Source organism: Kribbella sp. NPDC050241 (genome assembly GCF_044459685.1).
Lineage (GTDB): Bacteria > Actinomycetota > Actinomycetes > Propionibacteriales > Kribbellaceae > Kribbella.
Window position 1 is genome coordinate 1,628,576 of sequence record NZ_JBITJE010000001.1, and the last position, 19,255, is coordinate 1,647,830.

Consider the following 19,255-nt stretch of genomic DNA (forward strand, 5'->3'; position numbering starts at 1 on the left):
CTAGAACGCCGGCCAGGGGATGGCCGGCCAGTCCTCACTGGGGTACGGGTAGATCCCGGTCTTCAGGAGCGACGCACACCGCTCGCGGGTCGCGGTCAGCTCCACCGCCGTGATCAGCTCGCACAGCTGCGTCCCGAGCCCGCCGGCGAGCCGGTCGGCCAGCGTCCGTACGTCGTCCAGCAGGTCGGCCGGGATCGGGTCACCGGCCCAGCCCCACAACACGGTCCGCAGCTTGTCGTCGGCGTTGAAGGTGACCCCGTGGTCGACCCCGAACACGCGGCCGTCCCCCGGGTTCAGCACATGGCCGCCCTTGCGGTCGGCATTGTTGACCACGGCATCGAACACCGTCATCCGCTGCAGCGCCAGGTTGTCCGCGTGCACCAGCGTCACCGGGTTGTGCCGGCCGTCGAGCGCGTCGAAGACGCCGACCCATCCCTTCGGCACCCGGCCTTGCGGGACGATGTCGACCAGCTCGGTCTCCCCCGCCGGCAGTTCGACCTCGTCGATCCACAGCTGCACCATGCCCTCGCCGAGCGGCCCGTCCCGCAGCAGCGTCGGCGGCACGACCGACCAGCCCAGCGCCTCGGACACGACGTACGCCGCGTACTCGCGCTGGGCCAGCGTGCCGTCGGGGAAGTCCCACAGCGGCCGCTCGCCCTGGACCGGTTTGTAGACCACCGTCGCCGTACGGTCCTCGAGACTCACCGAGCCCTGGAACGTCCCGTTCGACGCGGCCACCAAGCGGCCGTGCAGGGACAGCTCCCCGTGGGTGAGCAGGTCCTGGTCGATCATTCCGGCAGGTGCCTGCGGTAGCCGTTGGCGCGCGGGCAGATGTGCCCCTCCGGGTCGATCGGCCGGCCGCAGAACGGGCAGCTCGGCCGCCCGGACGCGACCAGCGCGACAGCCCGCCGGGCGAACGCCCGGGCCTGCTCCTCGCTGATCCGGACGATGAACACCTCGGCGTCCTCGGAGTCCATCGCGGCCTGGACCGGGTCGGTCTCCTCCAGCTCGGCCTGTTCGCCGGGCACGACCGAGAACACCTCGATCACCACGCGCTCGGCGTCGGCCTCCCAGGCCAGCGTCATGGTGCCGGCCCGGAACTCCTCCTCGATCGGCTGCTCCAGCGGGTCGGTGTCGTCCGCTCCGGCCGGTGTGACCGGATCCCGGTCGAACCGCCGGGCCACCTCGTCCAGCATCACGTCCAGCCGCTCCGCGAGCGCCATCACCTGCTCCTTCTCACAGGCCACCGATGTCAGCCGGGCACCGGCCCGGGCCTGCAGGAAGAAAGTCCTGGCACCGGGTTCCCCCACGGTGCCGGCGACGAACCGATCCGGATCGTCGTACGAATGAACAACGCGCGCCATATGTCGAACCCTATTACCGTCCACCGACCACTGCGTCGGAAGACTGCTTCTTGGTCCGGCCCTTGGCCGGGGGTTTGGGGATCAGGGACTCCAGTTCGCTGCCGGAGTCGTTGAGTCGAACCAGGAACGGGCGGGTCGTGGTGTAGGTGATGATCGTCGTCGACGCCGTGTCGACCACGATCCGCTGGAACGTGTCCAGGTGCTGGCCGAGTGCGTCCGCCACGATCGCCTTGATGACATCTCCGTGCGACACCGCCACCCACAGAGCGCCGGGGCCATGGCTCTTCGCCAGCGCGGCGTCGTGCGCCCGAACCGCGTCCACTGCACGCTGCTGCATCGCGCGCATCGACTCGCCACCCGGGAACGTCACCGCGGACGGGTGCTGCTGCACGACCGCCCACAGCGGGTCCTTCGCCAGTGTGGCGATCTTCTTCCCGGTCCAGTCGCCGTACCCGCACTCGGTCAGCCGCCGGTCCGTTGCCGGACGCAACCCTTCGTGGAGTTTCGCGATCGCTGCCGCGGTCTGCTTGCACCGCTCCAGCGGCGAGGTGACGATCGCGGCCAGCGGCAGCTCGGCCAGTCGTTGTGCGACCGCCTCCGCCTGGCGCACACCGGTCTCGTCCAGCTTCACTCCGGGAGTGCGGCCGGCCAGCGTGCCGGAGGTGTTCGCGGCGCTGCGGCCGTGGCGGACCAGAATCACCGTGGGCATGACCTGCACGTTATCCGGTGCGCGCAAGTCACGGTGCCATGATGGGGCTGTGATCGTGGACTGCGGGGTGTACGCCGACGGCGAACGGCAGGACCTGCCCAAGGACCCCGAGACCGTTGCCCAGGCCATCGACGACCACGGCGAGTGCTTCGGCTGGGTCGGCCTGCACGAGCCGTCGGACGCCGAGATGCGCCGCGTCCAGCGGCTGTTCGACCTGCACGAACTCGCCGTGGAGGACGCACTCAAGGCCCACCAGCGACCCAAGGTCGAGCGGTTCGGCGACGCGATCGTCGTCGTACTCCGCACCCTCTGGTACGTCGACGACGGCGACGCCGTCGAGACCGGCCAGCTCAGCGTCTTCATCGGCCCGCGGTACGTCGTCACCGTCCGGCACGGCGAAGGCGGTGAGCTGGCAACGACCCGGCAGGATCTCGAGGAACGCGCCTCGATGCTCGGCCACGGCCCGGCCGCGGTGCTGTGGGCGATCTGCGACTCGGTCGTCGACGGGTACGAGACGGTCGCCGAGTCGGTCGAGGTCGACGTCGACGAGATCGAGTCGTCGGTCTTCTCCGCCGACCGGACCAGCGACGCGGAGCGGATCTACCGGCTCAAGCGCGAGGTGCTCGAGATGCGCCGCGCGGTCCTGCCGCTGCGCGAGCCGATGGAGCAGTTCGCGCACGGCGTCCCCGGGATCAACCCGAAGGCGGCGCCGTTCTTCCGCGACGTCGCCGACCATGTCAACCGAGTGGCCGACCAGACGGAATCCATCGACACGCTGCTCAGTTCGGCGCTCGGCGCCCACCTGGCTCGCGTCTCGGTGCAGCAGAACGACGATATGCGCCGGATCTCGGCTTGGGTCGCAATCGCCGCGGTGCCGACCATGCTGGCCGGCATCTACGGGATGAACTTCGACTACATGCCCGAGCTCACCTGGCACTACGGGTACTACGGCATCCTGCTCCTGATGGCCACCGTCTGCTTCACCCTGTACCGCTTCTTCCGCAAGGTCGGCTGGCTCTAGGTTGCCGTGATGGTTGAGGTGGCGAGCAGGATCACGAGGACGATGCCGAGCAGCAACCGGTAGAACGCGAAGACCTCGATCGTGTGCTTGGCGACGAAGCGCAGGAGCCACGCGACCGACGCGTACGCGACCACGAAGCTCACGATGGTCCCGACGATCAGCGGCACCGCACCGACGTCGCCGTTCAGGGCGTCCTTGAGCTCGTAGACGCCGGCGCCGACCAGCGCCGGGATGCCGAGCAGGAACGAGATCCGGGTGGCTGCGACCCGTTCGAGACCGCAGAACAACCCGGCCGAGATCGTCGCACCCGAGCGGGAGATGCCAGGGATCAGTGCCAGGCACTGGACCAGGCCCATCACGATCGCGTCGACCAGCGTGATCCGGGTCAGCGGCCGGGACTTGCTGCCCACCCGCTCGGCCGCCACCATCACGACCGACCAGCCGATCAGGGCCGCGGCCACCCACCACAGGCTGCGGAGCGGGCCCGAAATGATGTCGCGGGCAAGGAACCCGACGATGACGATCGGCGTCGAGCCGACGATCACGTACCAGCCCATCCGGTGATCGAACTCGCCGCGGTGCTCGGGCTTGACCAGACCGCGCACCCAGGCGATCGCGATCCGCTGGATGTCCTTCCAGAAGAACAGCACGACCGCCGCGATCGCACCGATCTGGATCACCGCGGTGAAGCCCGTGATCGACGGGTCGTCGATCTGCAGGCCGAGCATCTTCGCCACGATGGTCAGATGGCCGGTGCTGGAGACCGGCAGGAATTCGGTCAGGCCCTCGACGATGCCGAGGATGATGGAGTCCCAGATCGTCATCAGTTGCCGACTCCGGCGAGTTCGAGCGCCTCGGCGACCGTGCGCAGGTCGGCGATCCGCTGGTCCACGGTGGACGCGAACGGGGTGATCGCGACGGTCGTCGCGCCGGCCTCGGCGTACGCGGTCAGCTTCTCGGCCATCCGCTCCTTGCTGCCGAGCAGCGAGATCGAGTCGATGAACCCGTGCGGTACGGCGGCCATCGCCTCGCGGTGCTTCCTGTCCAGGTACAGGTCCTGGATCTCCTTGGCCTCCTCGGCGTACCCCATCCGGATCGCAAGGGCGTTGTAGAAGTTCTTCTCCCGGCTGCCCATGCCGCCGATGTACAAGGCGGCGTACCCACGGATCGGGTCGGCCGCGGCGTGCAGGTCGTCGCCGGTCATCACCGGCACGGACGCGACGACGTCGAAGTCGTCGAGTCCTTGCTGACGGATCTCGCGACCCGACTTGATGTGCTTCAACTGCTCTCCCAGATAGGCGGGGTCGTTGAGGATACCGAGCCAGCCGTCGGCGATCTCACCGGCCAGCTCGAGGTTCTTCGGGCCGACGGCGGCCAGGTAGACGGGTACATGGTCGCGGATCGGGTGCACGGTCAGCTTCAGCGCCTTGCCGGGGCCGTCGGGCAGCGGCAGCGTGAAGTACTTGCCCTCGAAGGTCACGGTCTCGCGGCGGAGGGCGGAGTTCACGATGGCAACGTACTCACGCGTCCTGAGCAACGGCTGAGCGAACCGGACGCCGTGCCAGCCCTCGGACACCTGTGGGCCGGACACGCCGAGGCCGAGCCGGAACCGGCCGTTCGAGAGGCGGTCCAGGGTGGCCGCCGTCATCGCGGTCATCGCCGGCGTCCGGGCCGGGATCTGGAAGACCGCCGCGCCGACGTCGATGGTGGAGGTCTGGGCGGCGATCCAGGTCAGCAGCGTGGCCGCGTCCGAGCCGTACGCCTCCGCGGCCCAGGTGACCGAGAAGCCGAGTCGCTCGGCCTCCTGGACCAGCCTCAGATGATCCAGATGATCGGTGCCACCGAAGACGAAGCCGATGTTGAGTCCGAGTCGCATGACAGGCGAGCCTAACGAGCCGTTGTCGGTCCTCCGCAATAGGCTCGGCACATGCAGCAGCGCTATCTCGGTCACAGTGGCCTGGCGGTGAGCCGGCTCGGCCTGGGCACCATGTCCTGGGGCCGCGACACCGATGAGCACGAGGCGCGCGAGCAGCTGGCCGCGTTCGTGGCCGCCGGTGGCACGCTGATCGACACCGCTGCGGCGTACGGCGACGGCGACAGCGAGCGACTGATCGGCTCGCTGCTGGGAGACGTGGTAGAGCGGGACGACCTGGTCATCGCGACCAAGGCCGGGTTCAGCGTCCGCCGGGGTGAGCGGATCACCGACACGTCCCGGGGCGCTCTGCTGCGCGACCTGGAGGGCTCGCTGCGGCGGCTGAACGTCGACCACATCGACCTGTGGCAGCTGCACACCTGGTCGGACGACGTACCGCTGGAGGAGACGCTGTCGGCGCTCGACCACGCGGTGAACTCGGGCAAGGTGCGGTATGTCGGCGTCTCGAACTACGCCGGCTGGAAGTCGGCCAGGGCGGTGACCTGGCAGCAGGCGTGGCCCGGGCGCGCGGTCCCGGTGTCCAACCAGGTGGAGTACTCGTTGCTCGCTCGGGATGCCGAGGCGGACGCGATCCGGGCGGCCGGCGGGCTGGGCATCGGCGTACTCGCGTGGTCGCCACTTGGGCGCGGTGTGTTGACTGGAAAGTACCGCACGGGGATCCCGGCGGACTCCCGGGCAGCGTCTCAGCATCTGTCCAGATTCGTCGACCCCTACCTCGACGGCCGCGGTTCGGGCATCGTGGAAGCGGTCGCGCGAGCCGCCGACGGGCTCGGCTGGACCCCGCTCGAGGTGGCACTCACCTGGGTGCGGGACCGGCCGGGGGTGTCGGCGGCGATCGTCGGGGCCCGGACGGCGATGCAACTGAAGTCCGTGCTCGGTGTGGAGGAACTCACTCTTCCGCCGGCCATCGTGGCGGCGCTGGAGGATGTGTCGTGAGGTAGATGTCGTTGGGCAGGTGGAGGTGCGGATGGCCGAATACGAACTGCAGCAGTTCGAGTTGTCCAGGACGGAGTCGCGCGGCGCGGTGCGCCGGTTGCTGACCGAGCACGCCGAGTACGGCGGCTGGGAACTGGCCCGACTTCGTCGCTATCCGGACGGCACTCGCCGAGTCTGGCTCCGCCGCCGCATCATCCGCGTGATGCGGACCCTCTGAGCAACGCGGACACCAGCTCGCGGCGACTGCCGACGCCGACCTTCTCGTACGCCGCCCGCACGTGTTCCTGCACGGTGTGTGGTGAGAGGCACAACCGCTCGACGATCTGCCGCGTGGAATACCCCCGCAACAACAGCTCCGTCACCCGCTGCTGAGCGGGCGTCAACCCGTGCAGATCGAACAGCAGCGACCCGAGCTGCGCCGGAGTCACCGGCTCGATCACGACGACCATCTGCCCGTCCTCGCCGAGCCTCGACGCATGCAGTGCGAGCCATCGACCGGCTCGTGTCCTGACCTTCAACCGAGGCGCAGGCCCAGGTGTCAGCCTGGCTGCGACCGCTCTGACAGCGACCGGTAGCTCCGTCCGCCGATCCGGCTGCAACTCGGCCACCCAGTGCTCGCCTTCCGCGTTCGCCGACAGTTGGTGCAGGCCGGCATCGAGCACGATCACGCCTGGGCCGACCTCACTGTCCTCGCCGGACCGCGTGAGCAGACCACGCCGCAGTCCCTCGGCCACGTGCGGTCCAAGACGCCGTACCAGCTGGAGCTCTTGCTCCGAGAACCCGGTCGCGGCATCTTCCCGGTGCAGGCAGATCACGCCCCAGCAGCGGCCGTTCGAGATCAGCGCGGCCCGGAGTTCGTCACCGAAGCCGATCGGCCGCATCACCTCGACGTACCGGCTGCTGCTCTGCCAGTCGCCCTTCGTCGCGTGGGTGAGCGAGCTGACCGGATCTCGCGCGGCGGCGAGCGTGACGAACTTGTTGACGTCCGGCTGGCCGAACTCGTTCGCGAGGAACTGCTCGGTCACCTCGCCGAGCGGCGCGTCCGCACTCGCCGAGGTGAACAGCAAGGTGGCCGGGTCGACGGTCGCGAAGAACGCGGCGTCGATCGTCATCAGGGACCGCAGCCGGGTCAGCAGCTCGGACCGCAGCTCATCGGCGTCCAGCCCCGCGTAACAGCGCTGGATCAGCACTTCCAGGCGATCCGCCGCCCCCATGATCGCGATGCTACGCCGGTACGACGCCGAGCTGCCGCAGGAAGCCGAGCTCGTCCAGACGGCCCCAGCGCTCGACGATCCGGCCGTCGCGCAGCCGGAAGATGTTGATCCCGGGCAGGCTGACCGTGTTCCCGGTCGGGCCGACGCCCATCACCTCGCCCTCGTGCGTCCCCGCGGCCGTGAAGCGCTCGACCACGATCTCGCCCTCGGCAACGAGCGCGTGCAACTCGCTGTGCCAGTCGGGGAACGCGGACCGCATCAGGTCGCCGGCCGCCCGCATCCCCTCGCGATCCGGCGTGACCCCGAACGGCGGGTCGTGGTTGATGAAGTCCTCGGCGAGGTACACGTCGACCGCGCCCGGGTCCCCCTTGGTGAACAGCCCGTCGATGAAGTCCCTGACGACGGCTTTGTTGCTCTCTGTCGTACTCATGTCTTCGATGCTGCGGCCGTTCGCCGGAGCGTCGTACCCCGAATAGTTGGGGTTCGTCTTCGTGTCGCGGAAATATCTCTGCGACAGAGGTATCGTGGACGCGTGAACACCACCGACGTCCTCGCGGAGGAGTTGCTGGGCGCGATCGGGCTGGTCCGCCGGCACCTGCGCCGATCGGCCGGGAGACCCTCGCCGCTGTCGGCACTGACCAGCTCACAGGCCGAGCTGGTGCGGACGGTGCGCCGCAACCCCGGGATCTCGGTCGCCGAGGCCGCCGCCGAGCTGGGGCTGGTCGCGAACACGGTGTCGACCCTGGTCGGACAGCTCACCGAGCGTGGGCTGCTGCGGCGGGCACCGGACGAGTCAGACCGCCGCGTCGCCCGGCTCACGTTGACCGAGCCGGCCCGCGAGCAGGTCGAGGCCTGGCGCGACCGCCGTACCGCGCTCGTCACTCAAGCCCTCGACGGCCTCGAGCGGGACGAACGAGAGGTACTGCGGGCAGCACTACCGGTCCTCGGCGTACTGGCGGAGCGACTGCATCCCGAGATCGAGCCGAGCAAGGAGCGCGTATGAGTGCGGAAGAGGCGATCGAGCCGGTGCCGGCCGTGCGGATCGACGGGTTGAGCCACCGGTTCGGCGATCATCTCGCCGTCGAGGACCTGGACCTGACCGTGTCGCCGGGCGAGTGCTTCGGTCTGCTCGGTCCGAACGGTGCCGGCAAGACGACCACGCTCCGGGTGCTCAACACCCTCTACCCGCCGCAGTCCGGCACGGTCCGGGTCTTCGGGCTGGACGTGCGTTCCCAGGCGATGGCCGTACGACGGATGCTCGGCTACGTCCCGCAGCAGCTGTCGATCGAGGGAGCGTTGACCGGCCGGGAGAACGTGTCCTGGTTCGCGCGCCTGTTCGACGTACCGCGCCGGGAACGGGCCGGTCGGGTCGCCGAGGTGCTGGAGATCGTTGACCTGACCGACGCCGCTGACCGGCTGGCCTCGACGTACTCCGGCGGAATGGTGCGCCGTCTGGAGCTGGCGCAGGCGCTGGTCAACCGGCCGGCGCTGCTCGTGCTGGACGAGCCAACGGTCGGTCTCGACCCGGTCGCGCGGGATTCCGTCTGGGCACGCGTTCAGGACATGCAGGACAAGTACGGGATGACCGTGCTGCTGACCACGCACTACATGGAGGAGGCCGACATCCTGTGTGACCGGGTCGCCCTGATGCACCTCGGCCGGCTGCGCGCTGTCGGGAGTCCGGCCGATCTCAAGACCGAGCTGGGACCCGACGCCAGCCTCGAAGACGTCTTCCGTCACCACACCGGCGAGAGCCTCGCCGCCGGCGAGAAGGGAGGTCTGCGCGATGTCCGTGGCACCCGCCGCACCGCCCAGCGCATGGGCTGAGACCCGGCTCCGGGCCACGACCCGGTTGTTCTCCCGGATCGCCACGTTCTGCCTGGTTGAGTTGCAGAAGCTGAAGCACGACCGGACCGAGCTGATCACCCGTGCGATCCAGCCGATCCTGTGGCTGGTCATCTTCGGCCAGACCTTCAGCCGGATCCGCGCGATCCCGACCGGAGACGTGCCGTACCTGGACTATCTCGCGCCGGGCATCATCGCGCAGTCCGCCTTGTTCGTCGCGATCTTCTACGGCATCCAGATCATCTGGGAACGCGACGCGGGCATCCTCACCAAGCTCCTCGTCACGCCCAGCCCGCGGTCCGCGCTGGTGGCGGGGAAGGCGTTCGCGGCCGGCGTACGAACGATCTCCCAGGCGATCGTCGTCATCATCGTCGCCGCGCTGCTCGGCGTCAGTATGACCTGGAATCCGCTGAAGCTGCTGGCGGTTCTCGTGGTGGTTGTCCTCGGTGCGGCGTTCTTCTCGTGCCTGTCGATGACCATCGCTGGTCTGGTACTGCGGCGTGATCGGCTGATGGGGATCGGACAGGCGATCACGATGCCGCTGTTCTTCGCGTCCAGCGCGCTGTACCCGATCGCGATCATGCCCGGCTGGCTGAAGGTCCTCAGCCATGCCAATCCGCTCACGTACGAGGTCAGCGCCCTGCGCGGGTTGCTGATCGGGCAGCCCACCAACTACTGGCTGGACTTCGGCGTCCTCATCGTGGCTGCTGTCGCAGGAATCTGCGCGGCTTCCTCACTGCTGCACCGGCTTGCTCGCTGAGGCTCAGAGGTCGTGGCGGATCCAGACGTTGGGCTCGACGTACACCGCGTGATCGTGCTCGACGTCGACATGCACCGGCACAAGCGCCTTCGGCACGATGACGTCCCCGGTGGTGTCGAACGGCAGACCGGTCCACTCACGCCACTCGGCCAGGCTGCCTGCGATGACCATCGACCGTGGCGCGACCTGCACGATCGTCCCACCGGCCTTCACATGCACGCGCAGCCATGGATCCATGGGGAGACCGTCCTCCCTGACCTGCTTGATGTACTCCGTCATCGGTAGCTGGGCGTCCGTCTTCCCATTCGGACGGACGGGCGCGAACAAGGCGGTGTGGCCCTTGGCCTTCACCGCAGCGCGCATGGCCTGGAGCATCTCGTGCGACAGGCCGCGGCCCAGGTGCGTGGGCCGGATCAGGATCTCCAAGGCGCTCGAGACGTTCGGCTCGCGTCCGTTGCGCAGGTCCATGAAGCCCCAGTGCAGGACCCGGTCCCAGCCGCCGGTTGGCAGTTCGGTGCGGTGCTCGTCCGGGAACACGAACGGGATGCTCCGGCCGTGCGCGATCAGTTCACCGTCCTCGGTGGCGACGACGCACTGGTCCGGGAACTGGCGCGGTACCTGACCCATGAAGGCGTTGCCGATCGGGTCGTTGTGCATGAACGCCGGCCACGCGTCCGCGAACTCGTACATCCGCTCGAGGTACTCAGGCCGCGCGGCGAGGGTGGTGATCACGATCTCCGACATGCTCGGCAGTCTGACAGCGCACCAGGACGCCTGTCGCGACAATTGCCGTCAGCAGTCCGGCACCGACGAGCGTGCTCTCGGCTCCGGCGACCGCGATGATCGGCCCGCCGATCAGCAGGCCGGCAGAGCTCCCCGCGTTCACCACGACCGTCTGGCCGGACAACAGCGTTCTGCGCTCGGCGCCCGTTGACGACCGGGTGATGAGGATCGAGATCGCCGCGATGCCCAGTACGACGGCGACACCCGCGAGCGCCCCGAGCACCGCGATCACCGGTGGGGTACTCCACAGGCCCATACCGATCCAGCACCCGCCCATCCAGATCCAGGCGAAGGCCGCGAGCCGTACCGGCGGGATACGACGTACGACGGCGAGCGAGATTGCGGTGCCGATGACGGAGCCGACGCCGTACCCGGTCATCCCGGCGGCCAGGTAGAGGCCCGGCCGGTCCCTCTCGGCACCGATGACCGACAGGCCGAGGGTGAACGCGAACCACGTCACGCAGCCGGTTCCGCGGGTGATCCATCCGTAGAGCACGTCGCGGCGACCTGTGAGGCTGGCGCGGATCGAGGGTGGCTCGCTGGTGGCGGGCGTGCGTTCGGCTTTCACCGTGCAGGCCAGGAGGCCCGACCCGAGCACCGCCACCGCTTCGGTCCACAGGAGGCCGTTGGTCACGCCGGCGGACACCGCGAATGCTGCGATCATCGGGCCGATCGTCATACCGATCCTGCGGAGGCCGTCCTGCCAGGTGAGGAGCACGACGGCTCTGTCCTTGGCCCAGCGGTCTCCGGTGTCGGCAAGGAGCGCCGACCTGCCGGGCCCGGCGAGTGCCTCACCGCAACCGAGCAGCAGGCCGCTGACGATCAGGACCCCGGGGGTGAGCAGGTCGAGGGCCGCAACTGCGGGCACCATTGCCAAGGCGACGGCCTGAACGACCGCGATGACCGCCAGCCGGGTGCCGGAGTCGACCCATTGGCGGGCTCGGCGGGCCCACCATGGCGAGAGCAGTACTGGTACGCCGGCGGCACCACCGACCAGACCGGTCGCGGCGACCGAGCCGGTCTCGTGCAGGATGACCAGCGGCAACGCGACCTGCGTGAACCGGAGCGCGAGGTCCGCCACTCCCCCGCCGGCCAGTAACGCCAGCGCCTCGGTCCGCGCTCTCATGCCCTTGATTCTTTGACGTATCAGCTGCCCTCGGTAGGTATCCGATGCTTGGTGCTTGCCATAGGCTGAACCTATGGCCTCATTGCCATCGGTCGAGGATCTCCAGCTGGTGCAGACGATCGTGCGGACCGGCGCGGTCGGCACCGCCGCGCGTGAACTGCGCATCTCCCAACCCTCCGCGTCCCAGCGACTGGCCCGCCTCGAACGCATGTGCGGTACCAAGCTGTTCGAGCGCGACACCCGCGGCGCCCGGCCGACCTCAGCCGGCGCCGAGCTCAGCCGCCGGGCCGACCACATCCTCGGCCACCTCGAGGAGGTGTACGACGCCACCCGAGCGGCCGCGACCGGTCAGCGGCTGGTGGTCGGAACGTTCGCCAGCATCGCGGCCATCCTGTTCCCGATCCTGGACGCCGACCTGCCGGACCTGGACATCGAGCAGCAGGTCGACCACGGCCATTTCCTGGTCGAACGTGTTGCCGAGGGCACCATGGACGCTGCCTTCATCGCGATCGCCGACCAGATGACGCTCCCCCGCGGCGCCATCGCCCGCCGCGTCGGCCGCGACGAACTCGTCCTGTTCGTCCCACCCGGCGCCCGCCCGCCGGGCCGGGGAAAGCATCCTCTGAAGGACCGCCAGATCGCGTTCTCCACCTACGACCGGGGCGCCGAGGACATCCACGCCCGTCTGGTCGCGCTCGGCGCGCTCCCCCGCCGCGGCGTCACCCTCAACACCACCGTCGCGATGGCTCGCCGCCGCTCCCAACTCGCCCTCGTTCCCCGCAGCGCCCTGGCCACCGAGCTCCGTCCCGGCGAACACCTCACCGCCGCGCCCTTCCGCTACCGCCTCACGCTCTCGCTGATCACCACCCCAACCCCACCCAAGCCCCTCATCCGTCACCTCCCCCATCTCCGGGCCACGTTGAACTTGTCGTGAACTCCGGGCCCGAGCGGCTTGGAGTGCGGCAGACTCGGGGCATGAACCTGGGGCGGTTGGCGCGCGGGCGACGGCTGTTGACGGCGTTCTGGGGTACGACGGTCGTGCAGGTGGCGGCCGTTGCCTTCGACGTCAAGATCCTCAAGCAGGCGAGCAAGGCGTCACTGATGCCGCTGCTGTGGTCGTGGTCCCGGAGTCAGGACGCTCCCCCGCTGTTGCAGGCGGCGCTGCTGGCGTCCGCGGCCGGGGACCTGCTGCTCGAGACCGACCTCCAGTTGGCCGGCATGGCCGCGTTCGCCGCGGCTCACGCCTGCTACCTGGCTGTCTTCCTCGCCAATCCCGGACAACGGTCCGTACGCGTAGTTGCGGCGTACGCAGCGCTCTGGGCGGCTCTCGTCGCGGTGCTCGCGCCGAGCCTGGGCAACCAGCGCGTCCCGGTCGCGGCGTACGCCTTGTTGCTCACAGCAACCGCCATCGCGTCCCGCTGGCACAACCCACGCAGCGGTCTGGGAGGCACGTTCTTCCTGATCTCGGACGCGCTGATCGCTCTCCGGCTGGCCGGGCGCGACTTCCCCGGCCGCGGCGCGCTGTGCATGTCGACGTACGCCGTCGGCCAGTACCTCTTGACCTCAGGCCTCGTCGAGAAAGCGGTCCAGCACCCTAGAGCCGAACTCTAGAGACGAGGTCGGAACCCGCTCGTCGATGCCGTGGAACATGCCCATGAAGTCCAGCTCAGGCGGCAACTGCAGCGGCACGAACCCGAAGCAGCGCACACCCAGGCGGCTCCACGACTTCGCGTCGGTACCGCCCGACATCAGCAGCGGTGCGAACCGGCTCTGCGGGTCCTCGGCCGTGACGCACGCCTTCATCGCCTCGACCAGACCGCCGCTGAACTCCGTCTCCAGGGCAATGTCCGTGACCACGGTCTCGCGCTGCACCTTGTCGCCGATCAGCTCGTCGAGCGTCGCGTAGAACTCGTCCTCGTAGCCCGGCAGGAAGCGCCCGTCGATGTGTGCCTCGGCGTCGCCCGGGATCACGTTCACCTTGTAGCCGGCGTTCAGCATCGTCGGGTTGGTGGTGTTGCGGACGGTCGCGCCGAACATCCGGCTGAATGTGCCGAGCTTCGCCAGCGTCGAGGTCATGTCGTCGGGGTCGAGCTCGATCCCGAGCACGTCCTCGAGCGTCTTCAGGAACTCCCGCACGGTCGGCGTCACCCGCAGCGGCCACTCGTGGTTGCCGATCCGGGTGACGGCCTCGACCAGGTTGGTGACCGCGTTGTCGTTGTTCACCATCGACCCGTGACCCGCCGTACCGCGGGCCTTGAGCCGCATCCAGTTCATGCCCTTCTCGGCGGTCTCGATCAGGTACAGCCGCAGGTCGTCCTTCACCGTGACCGAGAAGCCACCGACCTCGCCGATGGCCTCGGTGCAGTCCGCGATCGTGTCGGGGTGGTTGTTGATCAGCCACTGCGCGCCGTACACGCCGCCGGCCTCCTCGTCGGCGGTGAAGACCAGCCGGACCGGGCGCCGCGGCTTCACGCCGGCCCGCTGCCGGGCCCGGACCACGGACAGCACCATCGCGTCGAAGTCCTTCATGTCGACCGCGCCGCGGCCCCAGACGCAGCCGTCGAAGATCTCACCGGCGAACGGGTCGACCTTCCAGTCCTTCGGATCGGCCGGTACGACGTCCAGGTGGCCGTGCACGAGCAGCGGATCGGCCGACTGGTCCTCACCCTCCCAGTGCGCCACCAGCGTCGCCCGGCCCGGCTCCGCCTCATAGATCGTGGACTCGATCCCGACCTCGTCCAGCTTGGCCGCGACGTACTCGGCTGCGACCCGCTCGCCGTTGCTCTTGCCGTTGCCGTAGTTCGTGGTGTCGATGCGGATCAGCTCACTGCAGAGCTCCACCACCTCGGCGTCAGGGGTGTACGACGGACGGTCGCTGGGGGTCGGAGAAGTCATGGGCCCATCCTCTCCCACGCCTCCGGTCAGAGCACTTTGAGGCCGTACATCTCGCCCAGCGGGTCCGCGATCAGCTCGATCCGCGCGCCATCGGGGTCGCGGAAGTAGATCGACGTACCGCTCTCCTCCAGGTACTCCACCCCCGCCGTGTCCAGGTTGTGCTTGAGCCGCTCCCACTTGCCCGGCTCGACCGAGATCGCCAGGTGGTGCAGTCCGCCGAGGACTTCGGCGTACGGGCCGAGGTCGAGGCCGGGGAAGTCGAAGAACGCGAGCAGGTTCCCGTTCCCGATGTCGAAGAAGAAGTGGTTCGAACCGTCGTAGTCCCGGTTCCCGACGATCTCCGTGAGCGGGAACTCCAGCACCCCCTGGTAGAACCGGATGGTGCGCTCGACGTCGGCGCAGAGGATCGCGACGTGGTGCAGCCCCCGGGCCGAACTCGTTCCGCCCTCCTTCAGGTACGCCGTCCTGATCCGGTCGCGCTCGGCCTCGATCGCGGGCAGGTCGATATCGGTCATACGGGTCCCCCTCAGATCCGGAAGAACAGGTTGAGATAGCGGTCGGCGACCGCACGATCGCCCCGGATCGTACCGGCGTTGCTCCGGCCGAACGCGGTCAGCACGAAGCTGCCTGGGTCGAACTCGATCACGGTGGCCAGGCCGTCGACATTCCCGGGCTCGTAGTCCATGCCGTCAGGGCCAACCTTCACGCGGGTGTCGCCGGCGTTCGGGCCGCTGGTGATCCGGATGCCGAGCTCGCACGGATCCTTGGCGCCGGTGGTGTACTTCCACAGCACGAACATGAACGGCACCAGCAGATCCGCCGCGTCACCCGAGAGCCCGTGCGCCCGGCCGGTTCCCTGCCGGATGTCCCAGGAGTGGACGCCGTAGTCCATCAACTGGAACGCGGGGAAGAAGTACGACGGCAGCGACCCCATGTAGAAGTGCGGCACGTTGAACCCGCCCCACTCCTCCGGCCCGAGCGCGTCGAAGATCTCCATCACCTTGTCGAAATCCCCACGCAGCCGCTCGACCAACTCGGCCCGCGGCACGGACCGCAGCGCCAGCGCCTGCTTGTCCACCCGCTCAGCCATCCCCGGCAGCCCGTACGCCGCCGGCACTTCCTCGTGCGCCCGGGCGGCATCGAACGCGACGAAGTACGCCTCGGTGGTGTCCGCGATATGCGCCACCACGTCCCGCACCTGCCAGTGCCCCGCCCCGGTCGGCGCCTCCCAGACGTCGTCGCTGTCCACCATCTCGAAGAACCGCCCGGCCTCCGCCCGCACCACCCCGAGCAACGTCTCCTTGCCCTCGAACACCATCCCGTTCCAGCCGCTCACGCCCGTACACCTCCCACCCACGACCCGCTCCTTGAATTTCAAACTACGCCTCCCCGAACCTCCTCCAACACCCCCACCAGCCTCGATGTGAATTCCACCCGTGGTCTTTGCTACTGTTCTCCGGTCAGCACCGACCCCGGTGCGACCACTCGTCCGGGTGGCGGAATAGGCAGACGCGCTAGCTTGAGGTGCTAGTGCCCTTCACAGGGCGTGGGGGTTCAAGTCCCCCCTCGGACACAGGCCTTATCCACACGGTCACCCATCGGGTCGACCTCAACGTCGACCGTCTGGTCGTCGTGGTGGTACTTGAGCGAGAGCCGCAGTGATCCGTAAAGCTGATTCAGCTCCTCCGGGCTGGCGGCGTCCAGAGCCCGTCCGATGTCGCCCAGCTCGTCGATCCACGCCTCGAGTTGTCCACGGGGAATCGTCACCTGAGTCGGCAATGAAGCCAGAGCCTTCTCCGCCACCTGCTTCTCCGCCACCGCCGCGTTGTACTGCTCTCGCAGCTCGACCGGGTCCCAGGCTGCATCGAGAGCCCTCCGGACCCGATCCATGGTGATCTTTGCCGCACGGACACGCCCCTGAAGGTCCTCGACAAGTTGGATCCGACGATCCTCGCCATCATCCTCGATCAGAAGCGCCTCGATCGTCTCGGAGCGATGCACCGGATCGAACAGCGAACCGATCCACCGATTGACAGCAGGCGTCACGACATCCTCCCGCAAGTAGATCTGCCGAGGATGCGCCAACGCACTCGCGGACCCTGGAACCATCGTCCGGGCATTGCACCGGTAGTAGACAACGTCTTGCCGCCGCGCTGCCCCTTCCATCTTGCGAGCGCACAGTCCACACCTCACCAGGCCACGCAGCGCGTACACGCGTTTCGGCGACGTACGGCGCCGCTCGACCGCAGACCACTTCTGGATCCCATCGGACTTCCGCTTCCGCTGCCGCAACTGAGCCGCAGTAAAGGTCTCCACCGAGATGATTGCGGGGTGTGCCAGCTCCCTCGATCGCACGATCTTCGCGTGCGGCGACCTCCGAAACCTCACCACGTAGCCGGCGGCAACATCGTCCGGATCAAGGAGCTCCTCGACCTTCTGCCACCGCCCGTAGACGGCGTACCCGGTGTACCGCGGATTGTTGAGAATGGCCACGACCGTCGAGTGCTGCCAACCATCCATCGTCCGATGCCGATTCTGCTGTGGCGAATGCGCCGACGGACACGGCACGCCCTCCCGGTTGAGCTGCTCAACAATCGCCTTTCTCCCCCACCCCTCCAGATACAAGTCGAAGATCCGGCGCACCACCGCGGCCGCAAAATCATCAATCGCCAGCACCCGCAGCCGCTGCCCTTCAGCTGCTTTCCGCGGATGCGGATGCGGTCCGCCGTCCACCACGACATACCCGTACGGCGGACGCCCGCCCTGGTACCGCCCGTCGATCAGCACCTGCGCAGCCATCGCAGCCCGGACCCGACGCTGCACATGCTGCCGCTCCGATTTCGACAGCCCACCCGTAATCGTCATTGCCATGTCATGGACTGTGTTCTCCGGGTCGAACCTTCCCCCGAGACTCGGTATCCACAGGGACACGCCATACCGATCGAACTTCGGCCAGGTCAGGCTGAACTGATTGCCGAACCAGCAGCGAGTCGCCTCCCCTACGACCAGTCCATCCCAGCCTCGGCCTGGATCCTTCAGTGCCCGGAGAACCCTGCTGGCATCGTCACGCCGCTCCCACGGCAACGACCGCGACTGACCGATGTCGAAGAACTCCTCGACGATCTCGCCGCCAAGCGGCTCGACAAACCGAGCTGCCTCGCCGACCTGCCAGGCCTTTGAGGTCGCGGGATCCTGGTTGTCCTCCGTCGAGCAGCGTCCGTAGAAGGCGAGCCTCCCGATCCCATCGCCCGTCACAGACTGGTTCGCCAGCGCCTCCATACCCAACAGCTCATCCAGAGTCGCCCACGCGTCGACTGCGTCCCCACTCAAGATGCCCTCTCCTCCGCGTCTGGTGCTTCCTTCTTCTCGCGCACAAGCATCACCTGCCGTACGACGATCCGGCGGAGCACACGAGCGGCCTGTGGATAAAGCACAGGAGGACACCGCGGAACCCCAACCTCGATCCCCGACTCATGGCACGCACCTGAGCCCGCCCTAGCGCCGTCCTCCCGCCGTTCCTTCATACCCGCTCAACGGTCGGACACCCAGAGTGATCATGCTCTCGCATTCCCACTCGTCGTCTCCAAGATCCGACACCCCGAGCCCGAGTCCGCCGCCTAGACGGTATGACGTGACGCCGTCGTGGTGGCGGGGTTGCGGGCCGGGGCCTCACTCACAAGATTCGTGGGTTACCGGGCAGGGGCTGCCTGCTCGGCCTATCCGACATTTGTGGGAGGCCCCGGGTGTTTATCGAGCGTACGAGTGTGGGGCTGGATGTGCACGCCCGATCCGTCGTGGCAGCGGCGATCGATGGGGTCACGGGTGAGCTTGTTCAGGCGAGATTGACGCCGTCGCATGAGCAGATCGGGTCGTGGCTTCGGGGTCTGCACGGGCCGGTGGCGGTGACTTACGAGGCCGGCCCGACCGGGGTCGTTGCCTTACTTGTTCCAGCGGCTCAACGGTCTGCACCGGTCCGCGGTGACACCCACGACGATCCGGCGCCGTCTCCGGGCCTGCTGCGCCGAGCTCGCGAAGATCCACCCGGAGTTCGAGGGCGTAACGTTTGCACCGCACGCCTTCCGCCGGCTGTTCGCGACCGAACTGGTCAACTCCGGGCTGCCGATCCACATCGGGGCGGATTTGCTCGGTCACCTCAGCATTGAGACCACCCGCGGCTACGTCGCGGTCTTTAACGACGTCGTCGTTGCCCACTACCAGCAGTTCCTCGAACGGCGCCGCGAACAACGTCCACCCGAGGAATACCGCGAGCCCACCGCGGACGAGTGGACCGAGTTCGAGGAGCACTTCGACAAGCGCAAGGTCGAACTCGGCTCGTGCGGCCGCCCCTACGGCACTCCGTGCGCCCATGAGCACGCCTGCATCCGCTGCCCGATGCTTACCCTCAGCCCGAAGATGTTGCCTCGCCTGGACGAGCTCGAGGCCGACCTTGTCCAGCGCCGCAACCACGCCGCCGACAACGGCTGGAAAGGGGAGATCGAAGGTATCGATCTGACACTGACCTTCCTGCGCAGCAAACGCGTCCAGACGCGACGATCGGTCAGCCTTGGAATGCCGGCGCTTCCGGCCCGCACTGTCGACGCGTGATTCCGCACCCCGTGCTGGCTCTCAGCCCAGGACCCGAGGGGCATACAGGACTCCGATGGCAACC

General features: G+C 68.2%; 22 protein-coding genes and 1 tRNA gene. 10 read left to right on the forward strand and 13 right to left on the reverse strand.

Going from position 1 to position 19,255, the window contains the following annotated elements:
- Genes ACIBG5_RS07685 through ACIBG5_RS07695 form a run of 3 tightly spaced genes read right to left on the reverse strand, consistent with a single transcriptional unit; the run spans window position 1 to window position 2,073 of the window.
- Window positions 1-792 (reverse strand): SCO1664 family protein, encoded by a 792-nt coding sequence (locus tag ACIBG5_RS07685; RefSeq protein ID WP_396390718.1) that lies wholly within the window; start codon window positions 790-792, stop codon window positions 1-3.
- Entirely contained in the window at window positions 789-1,364 is a 576-nt protein-coding gene (locus ACIBG5_RS07690; protein ID WP_360446837.1) for a DUF3090 family protein, read from the reverse strand. Before ACIBG5_RS07690 ends, ACIBG5_RS07685 begins: the two co-directional genes overlap by 4 nt.
- Before the next feature lie 13 nt (window positions 1,365-1,377).
- Entirely contained in the window at window positions 1,378-2,073 is a 696-nt protein-coding gene (locus tag ACIBG5_RS07695) for a histidine phosphatase family protein (protein WP_396390719.1), read from the reverse strand.
- A gap of 49 nt (window positions 2,074-2,122) precedes the next feature.
- Here ACIBG5_RS07695 and ACIBG5_RS07700 point away from each other — a divergent pair, with 49 nt between their 5' ends.
- Window positions 2,123-3,094 (forward strand): magnesium and cobalt transport protein CorA, encoded by a 972-nt coding sequence (locus tag ACIBG5_RS07700; protein ID WP_360446833.1) that lies wholly within the window; start codon window positions 2,123-2,125, stop codon window positions 3,092-3,094.
- On the opposite strand, the gene ACIBG5_RS07705 is transcribed toward ACIBG5_RS07700, so the two are convergent.
- Together ACIBG5_RS07705 and ACIBG5_RS07710 are read right to left on the reverse strand one after the other, a co-directional pair.
- Window positions 3,091-3,918: an undecaprenyl-diphosphate phosphatase gene (locus tag ACIBG5_RS07705; RefSeq protein WP_396390720.1), complete on the reverse strand. Its 828-nt coding sequence runs from the start codon at window positions 3,916-3,918 to the stop codon at window positions 3,091-3,093. The two genes, ACIBG5_RS07700 and ACIBG5_RS07705, sit on opposite strands and share 4 nt — an antisense overlap.
- Window positions 3,918-4,970, reverse strand: coding sequence for an LLM class F420-dependent oxidoreductase (locus ACIBG5_RS07710; RefSeq protein WP_396390721.1), 1,053 nt, complete (start codon window positions 4,968-4,970; stop codon window positions 3,918-3,920). The genes ACIBG5_RS07705 and ACIBG5_RS07710 overlap by 1 nt, the downstream gene beginning before the upstream one ends.
- Before the next feature lie 51 nt (window positions 4,971-5,021).
- On the opposite strand from ACIBG5_RS07710, the gene ACIBG5_RS07715 reads away from it, so the two are divergent.
- Together ACIBG5_RS07715 and ACIBG5_RS07720 are read left to right on the forward strand one after the other, a co-directional pair.
- Window positions 5,022-5,963, forward strand: coding sequence for an aldo/keto reductase (locus ACIBG5_RS07715; RefSeq protein WP_360446827.1), 942 nt, complete (start codon window positions 5,022-5,024; stop codon window positions 5,961-5,963).
- Window positions 5,964-5,994: 31 nt separating this feature from the next.
- Window positions 5,995-6,180: a DUF5703 family protein gene (locus ACIBG5_RS07720; protein WP_131356698.1), complete on the forward strand. Its 186-nt coding sequence runs from the start codon at window positions 5,995-5,997 to the stop codon at window positions 6,178-6,180.
- Here ACIBG5_RS07720 and ACIBG5_RS07725 read toward each other — a convergent pair.
- Entirely contained in the window at window positions 6,155-7,177 is a 1,023-nt protein-coding gene (locus tag ACIBG5_RS07725) for a LuxR C-terminal-related transcriptional regulator (protein WP_396390722.1), read from the reverse strand. The genes ACIBG5_RS07720 and ACIBG5_RS07725 overlap by 26 nt on opposite strands.
- Window positions 7,178-7,187: 10 nt before the next feature.
- A complete protein-coding gene (locus ACIBG5_RS07730; protein WP_396390723.1) occupies window positions 7,188-7,607 on the reverse strand; it encodes an ester cyclase in 420 nt (139 codons plus the stop codon).
- A gap of 102 nt (window positions 7,608-7,709) precedes the next feature.
- Between ACIBG5_RS07730 and ACIBG5_RS07735 the strand changes: the two genes are divergently transcribed.
- From ACIBG5_RS07735 to ACIBG5_RS07745, 3 genes are read left to right on the forward strand one after another with little or no spacing between them, the layout of a single operon-like run.
- Window positions 7,710-8,180, forward strand: coding sequence for a MarR family winged helix-turn-helix transcriptional regulator (locus ACIBG5_RS07735; protein ID WP_396390724.1), 471 nt, complete (start codon window positions 7,710-7,712; stop codon window positions 8,178-8,180).
- The gene (locus ACIBG5_RS07740) at window positions 8,177-9,004 is read left to right on the forward strand and encodes an ABC transporter ATP-binding protein (protein ID WP_396390725.1); all 828 of its coding nucleotides are present in this window, start codon (window positions 8,177-8,179) and stop codon (window positions 9,002-9,004) included. Before ACIBG5_RS07735 ends, ACIBG5_RS07740 begins: the two co-directional genes overlap by 4 nt.
- On the forward strand, window positions 8,964-9,782 hold the full coding sequence (locus ACIBG5_RS07745; RefSeq protein WP_396390726.1) for an ABC transporter permease: 819 nt from the start codon (window positions 8,964-8,966) through the stop codon (window positions 9,780-9,782). The genes ACIBG5_RS07740 and ACIBG5_RS07745 overlap by 41 nt, the downstream gene beginning before the upstream one ends.
- Before the next feature lie 3 nt (window positions 9,783-9,785).
- Here the strand turns inward: ACIBG5_RS07745 and ACIBG5_RS07750 are convergent, their stop codons facing one another.
- Window positions 9,786-10,526: an N-acetyltransferase gene (locus ACIBG5_RS07750; protein ID WP_396390727.1), complete on the reverse strand. Its 741-nt coding sequence runs from the start codon at window positions 10,524-10,526 to the stop codon at window positions 9,786-9,788.
- Window positions 10,486-11,691 (reverse strand): MFS transporter, encoded by a 1,206-nt coding sequence (locus ACIBG5_RS07755; RefSeq protein ID WP_396390728.1) that lies wholly within the window; start codon window positions 11,689-11,691, stop codon window positions 10,486-10,488. The genes ACIBG5_RS07750 and ACIBG5_RS07755 overlap by 41 nt, the downstream gene beginning before the upstream one ends.
- A gap of 73 nt (window positions 11,692-11,764) precedes the next feature.
- On the opposite strand from ACIBG5_RS07755, the gene ACIBG5_RS07760 reads away from it, so the two are divergent.
- Both ACIBG5_RS07760 and ACIBG5_RS07765 read left to right on the forward strand, forming a co-directional pair.
- Window positions 11,765-12,625, forward strand: a complete 861-nt coding sequence (locus ACIBG5_RS07760; protein WP_396390729.1) for a LysR family transcriptional regulator — start codon at window positions 11,765-11,767, stop codon at window positions 12,623-12,625.
- Between the two features lie 41 nt (window positions 12,626-12,666).
- On the forward strand, window positions 12,667-13,302 hold the full coding sequence (locus tag ACIBG5_RS07765) for a lysoplasmalogenase family protein (protein WP_396390730.1): 636 nt from the start codon (window positions 12,667-12,669) through the stop codon (window positions 13,300-13,302).
- Here the strand turns inward: ACIBG5_RS07765 and ACIBG5_RS07770 are convergent.
- From ACIBG5_RS07770 to ACIBG5_RS07780, 3 genes are read right to left on the reverse strand one after another with little or no spacing between them, the layout of a single operon-like run.
- A complete protein-coding gene (locus tag ACIBG5_RS07770) occupies window positions 13,255-14,586 on the reverse strand; it encodes a M20/M25/M40 family metallo-hydrolase (RefSeq protein ID WP_396390731.1) in 1,332 nt (443 codons plus the stop codon). The two genes, ACIBG5_RS07765 and ACIBG5_RS07770, sit on opposite strands and share 48 nt — an antisense overlap.
- Window positions 14,587-14,612: 26 nt before the next feature.
- Window positions 14,613-15,101 (reverse strand): VOC family protein, encoded by a 489-nt coding sequence (locus tag ACIBG5_RS07775; protein ID WP_396390732.1) that lies wholly within the window; start codon window positions 15,099-15,101, stop codon window positions 14,613-14,615.
- Between the two features lie 11 nt (window positions 15,102-15,112).
- Window positions 15,113-15,922, reverse strand: a complete 810-nt coding sequence (locus ACIBG5_RS07780; protein WP_396390733.1) for a maleylpyruvate isomerase family mycothiol-dependent enzyme — start codon at window positions 15,920-15,922, stop codon at window positions 15,113-15,115.
- A gap of 151 nt (window positions 15,923-16,073) precedes the next feature.
- Here ACIBG5_RS07780 and ACIBG5_RS07785 point away from each other — a divergent pair.
- Window positions 16,074-16,159, forward strand: a tRNA-Leu gene (locus ACIBG5_RS07785).
- On the opposite strand, the gene ACIBG5_RS07790 is transcribed toward ACIBG5_RS07785, so the two are convergent.
- Window positions 16,141-17,916 (reverse strand): recombinase family protein, encoded by a 1,776-nt coding sequence (locus tag ACIBG5_RS07790; protein WP_396390734.1) that lies wholly within the window; start codon window positions 17,914-17,916, stop codon window positions 16,141-16,143. The two genes, ACIBG5_RS07785 and ACIBG5_RS07790, sit on opposite strands and share 19 nt — an antisense overlap.
- 648 nt (window positions 17,917-18,564) lie before the next feature.
- Here ACIBG5_RS07790 and ACIBG5_RS07795 point away from each other — a divergent pair.
- On the forward strand, window positions 18,565-19,191 hold the full coding sequence (locus ACIBG5_RS07795; protein ID WP_396390735.1) for a tyrosine-type recombinase/integrase: 627 nt from the start codon (window positions 18,565-18,567) through the stop codon (window positions 19,189-19,191).
- The last annotated feature ends 64 nt before the right edge of the window (window positions 19,192-19,255 follow it).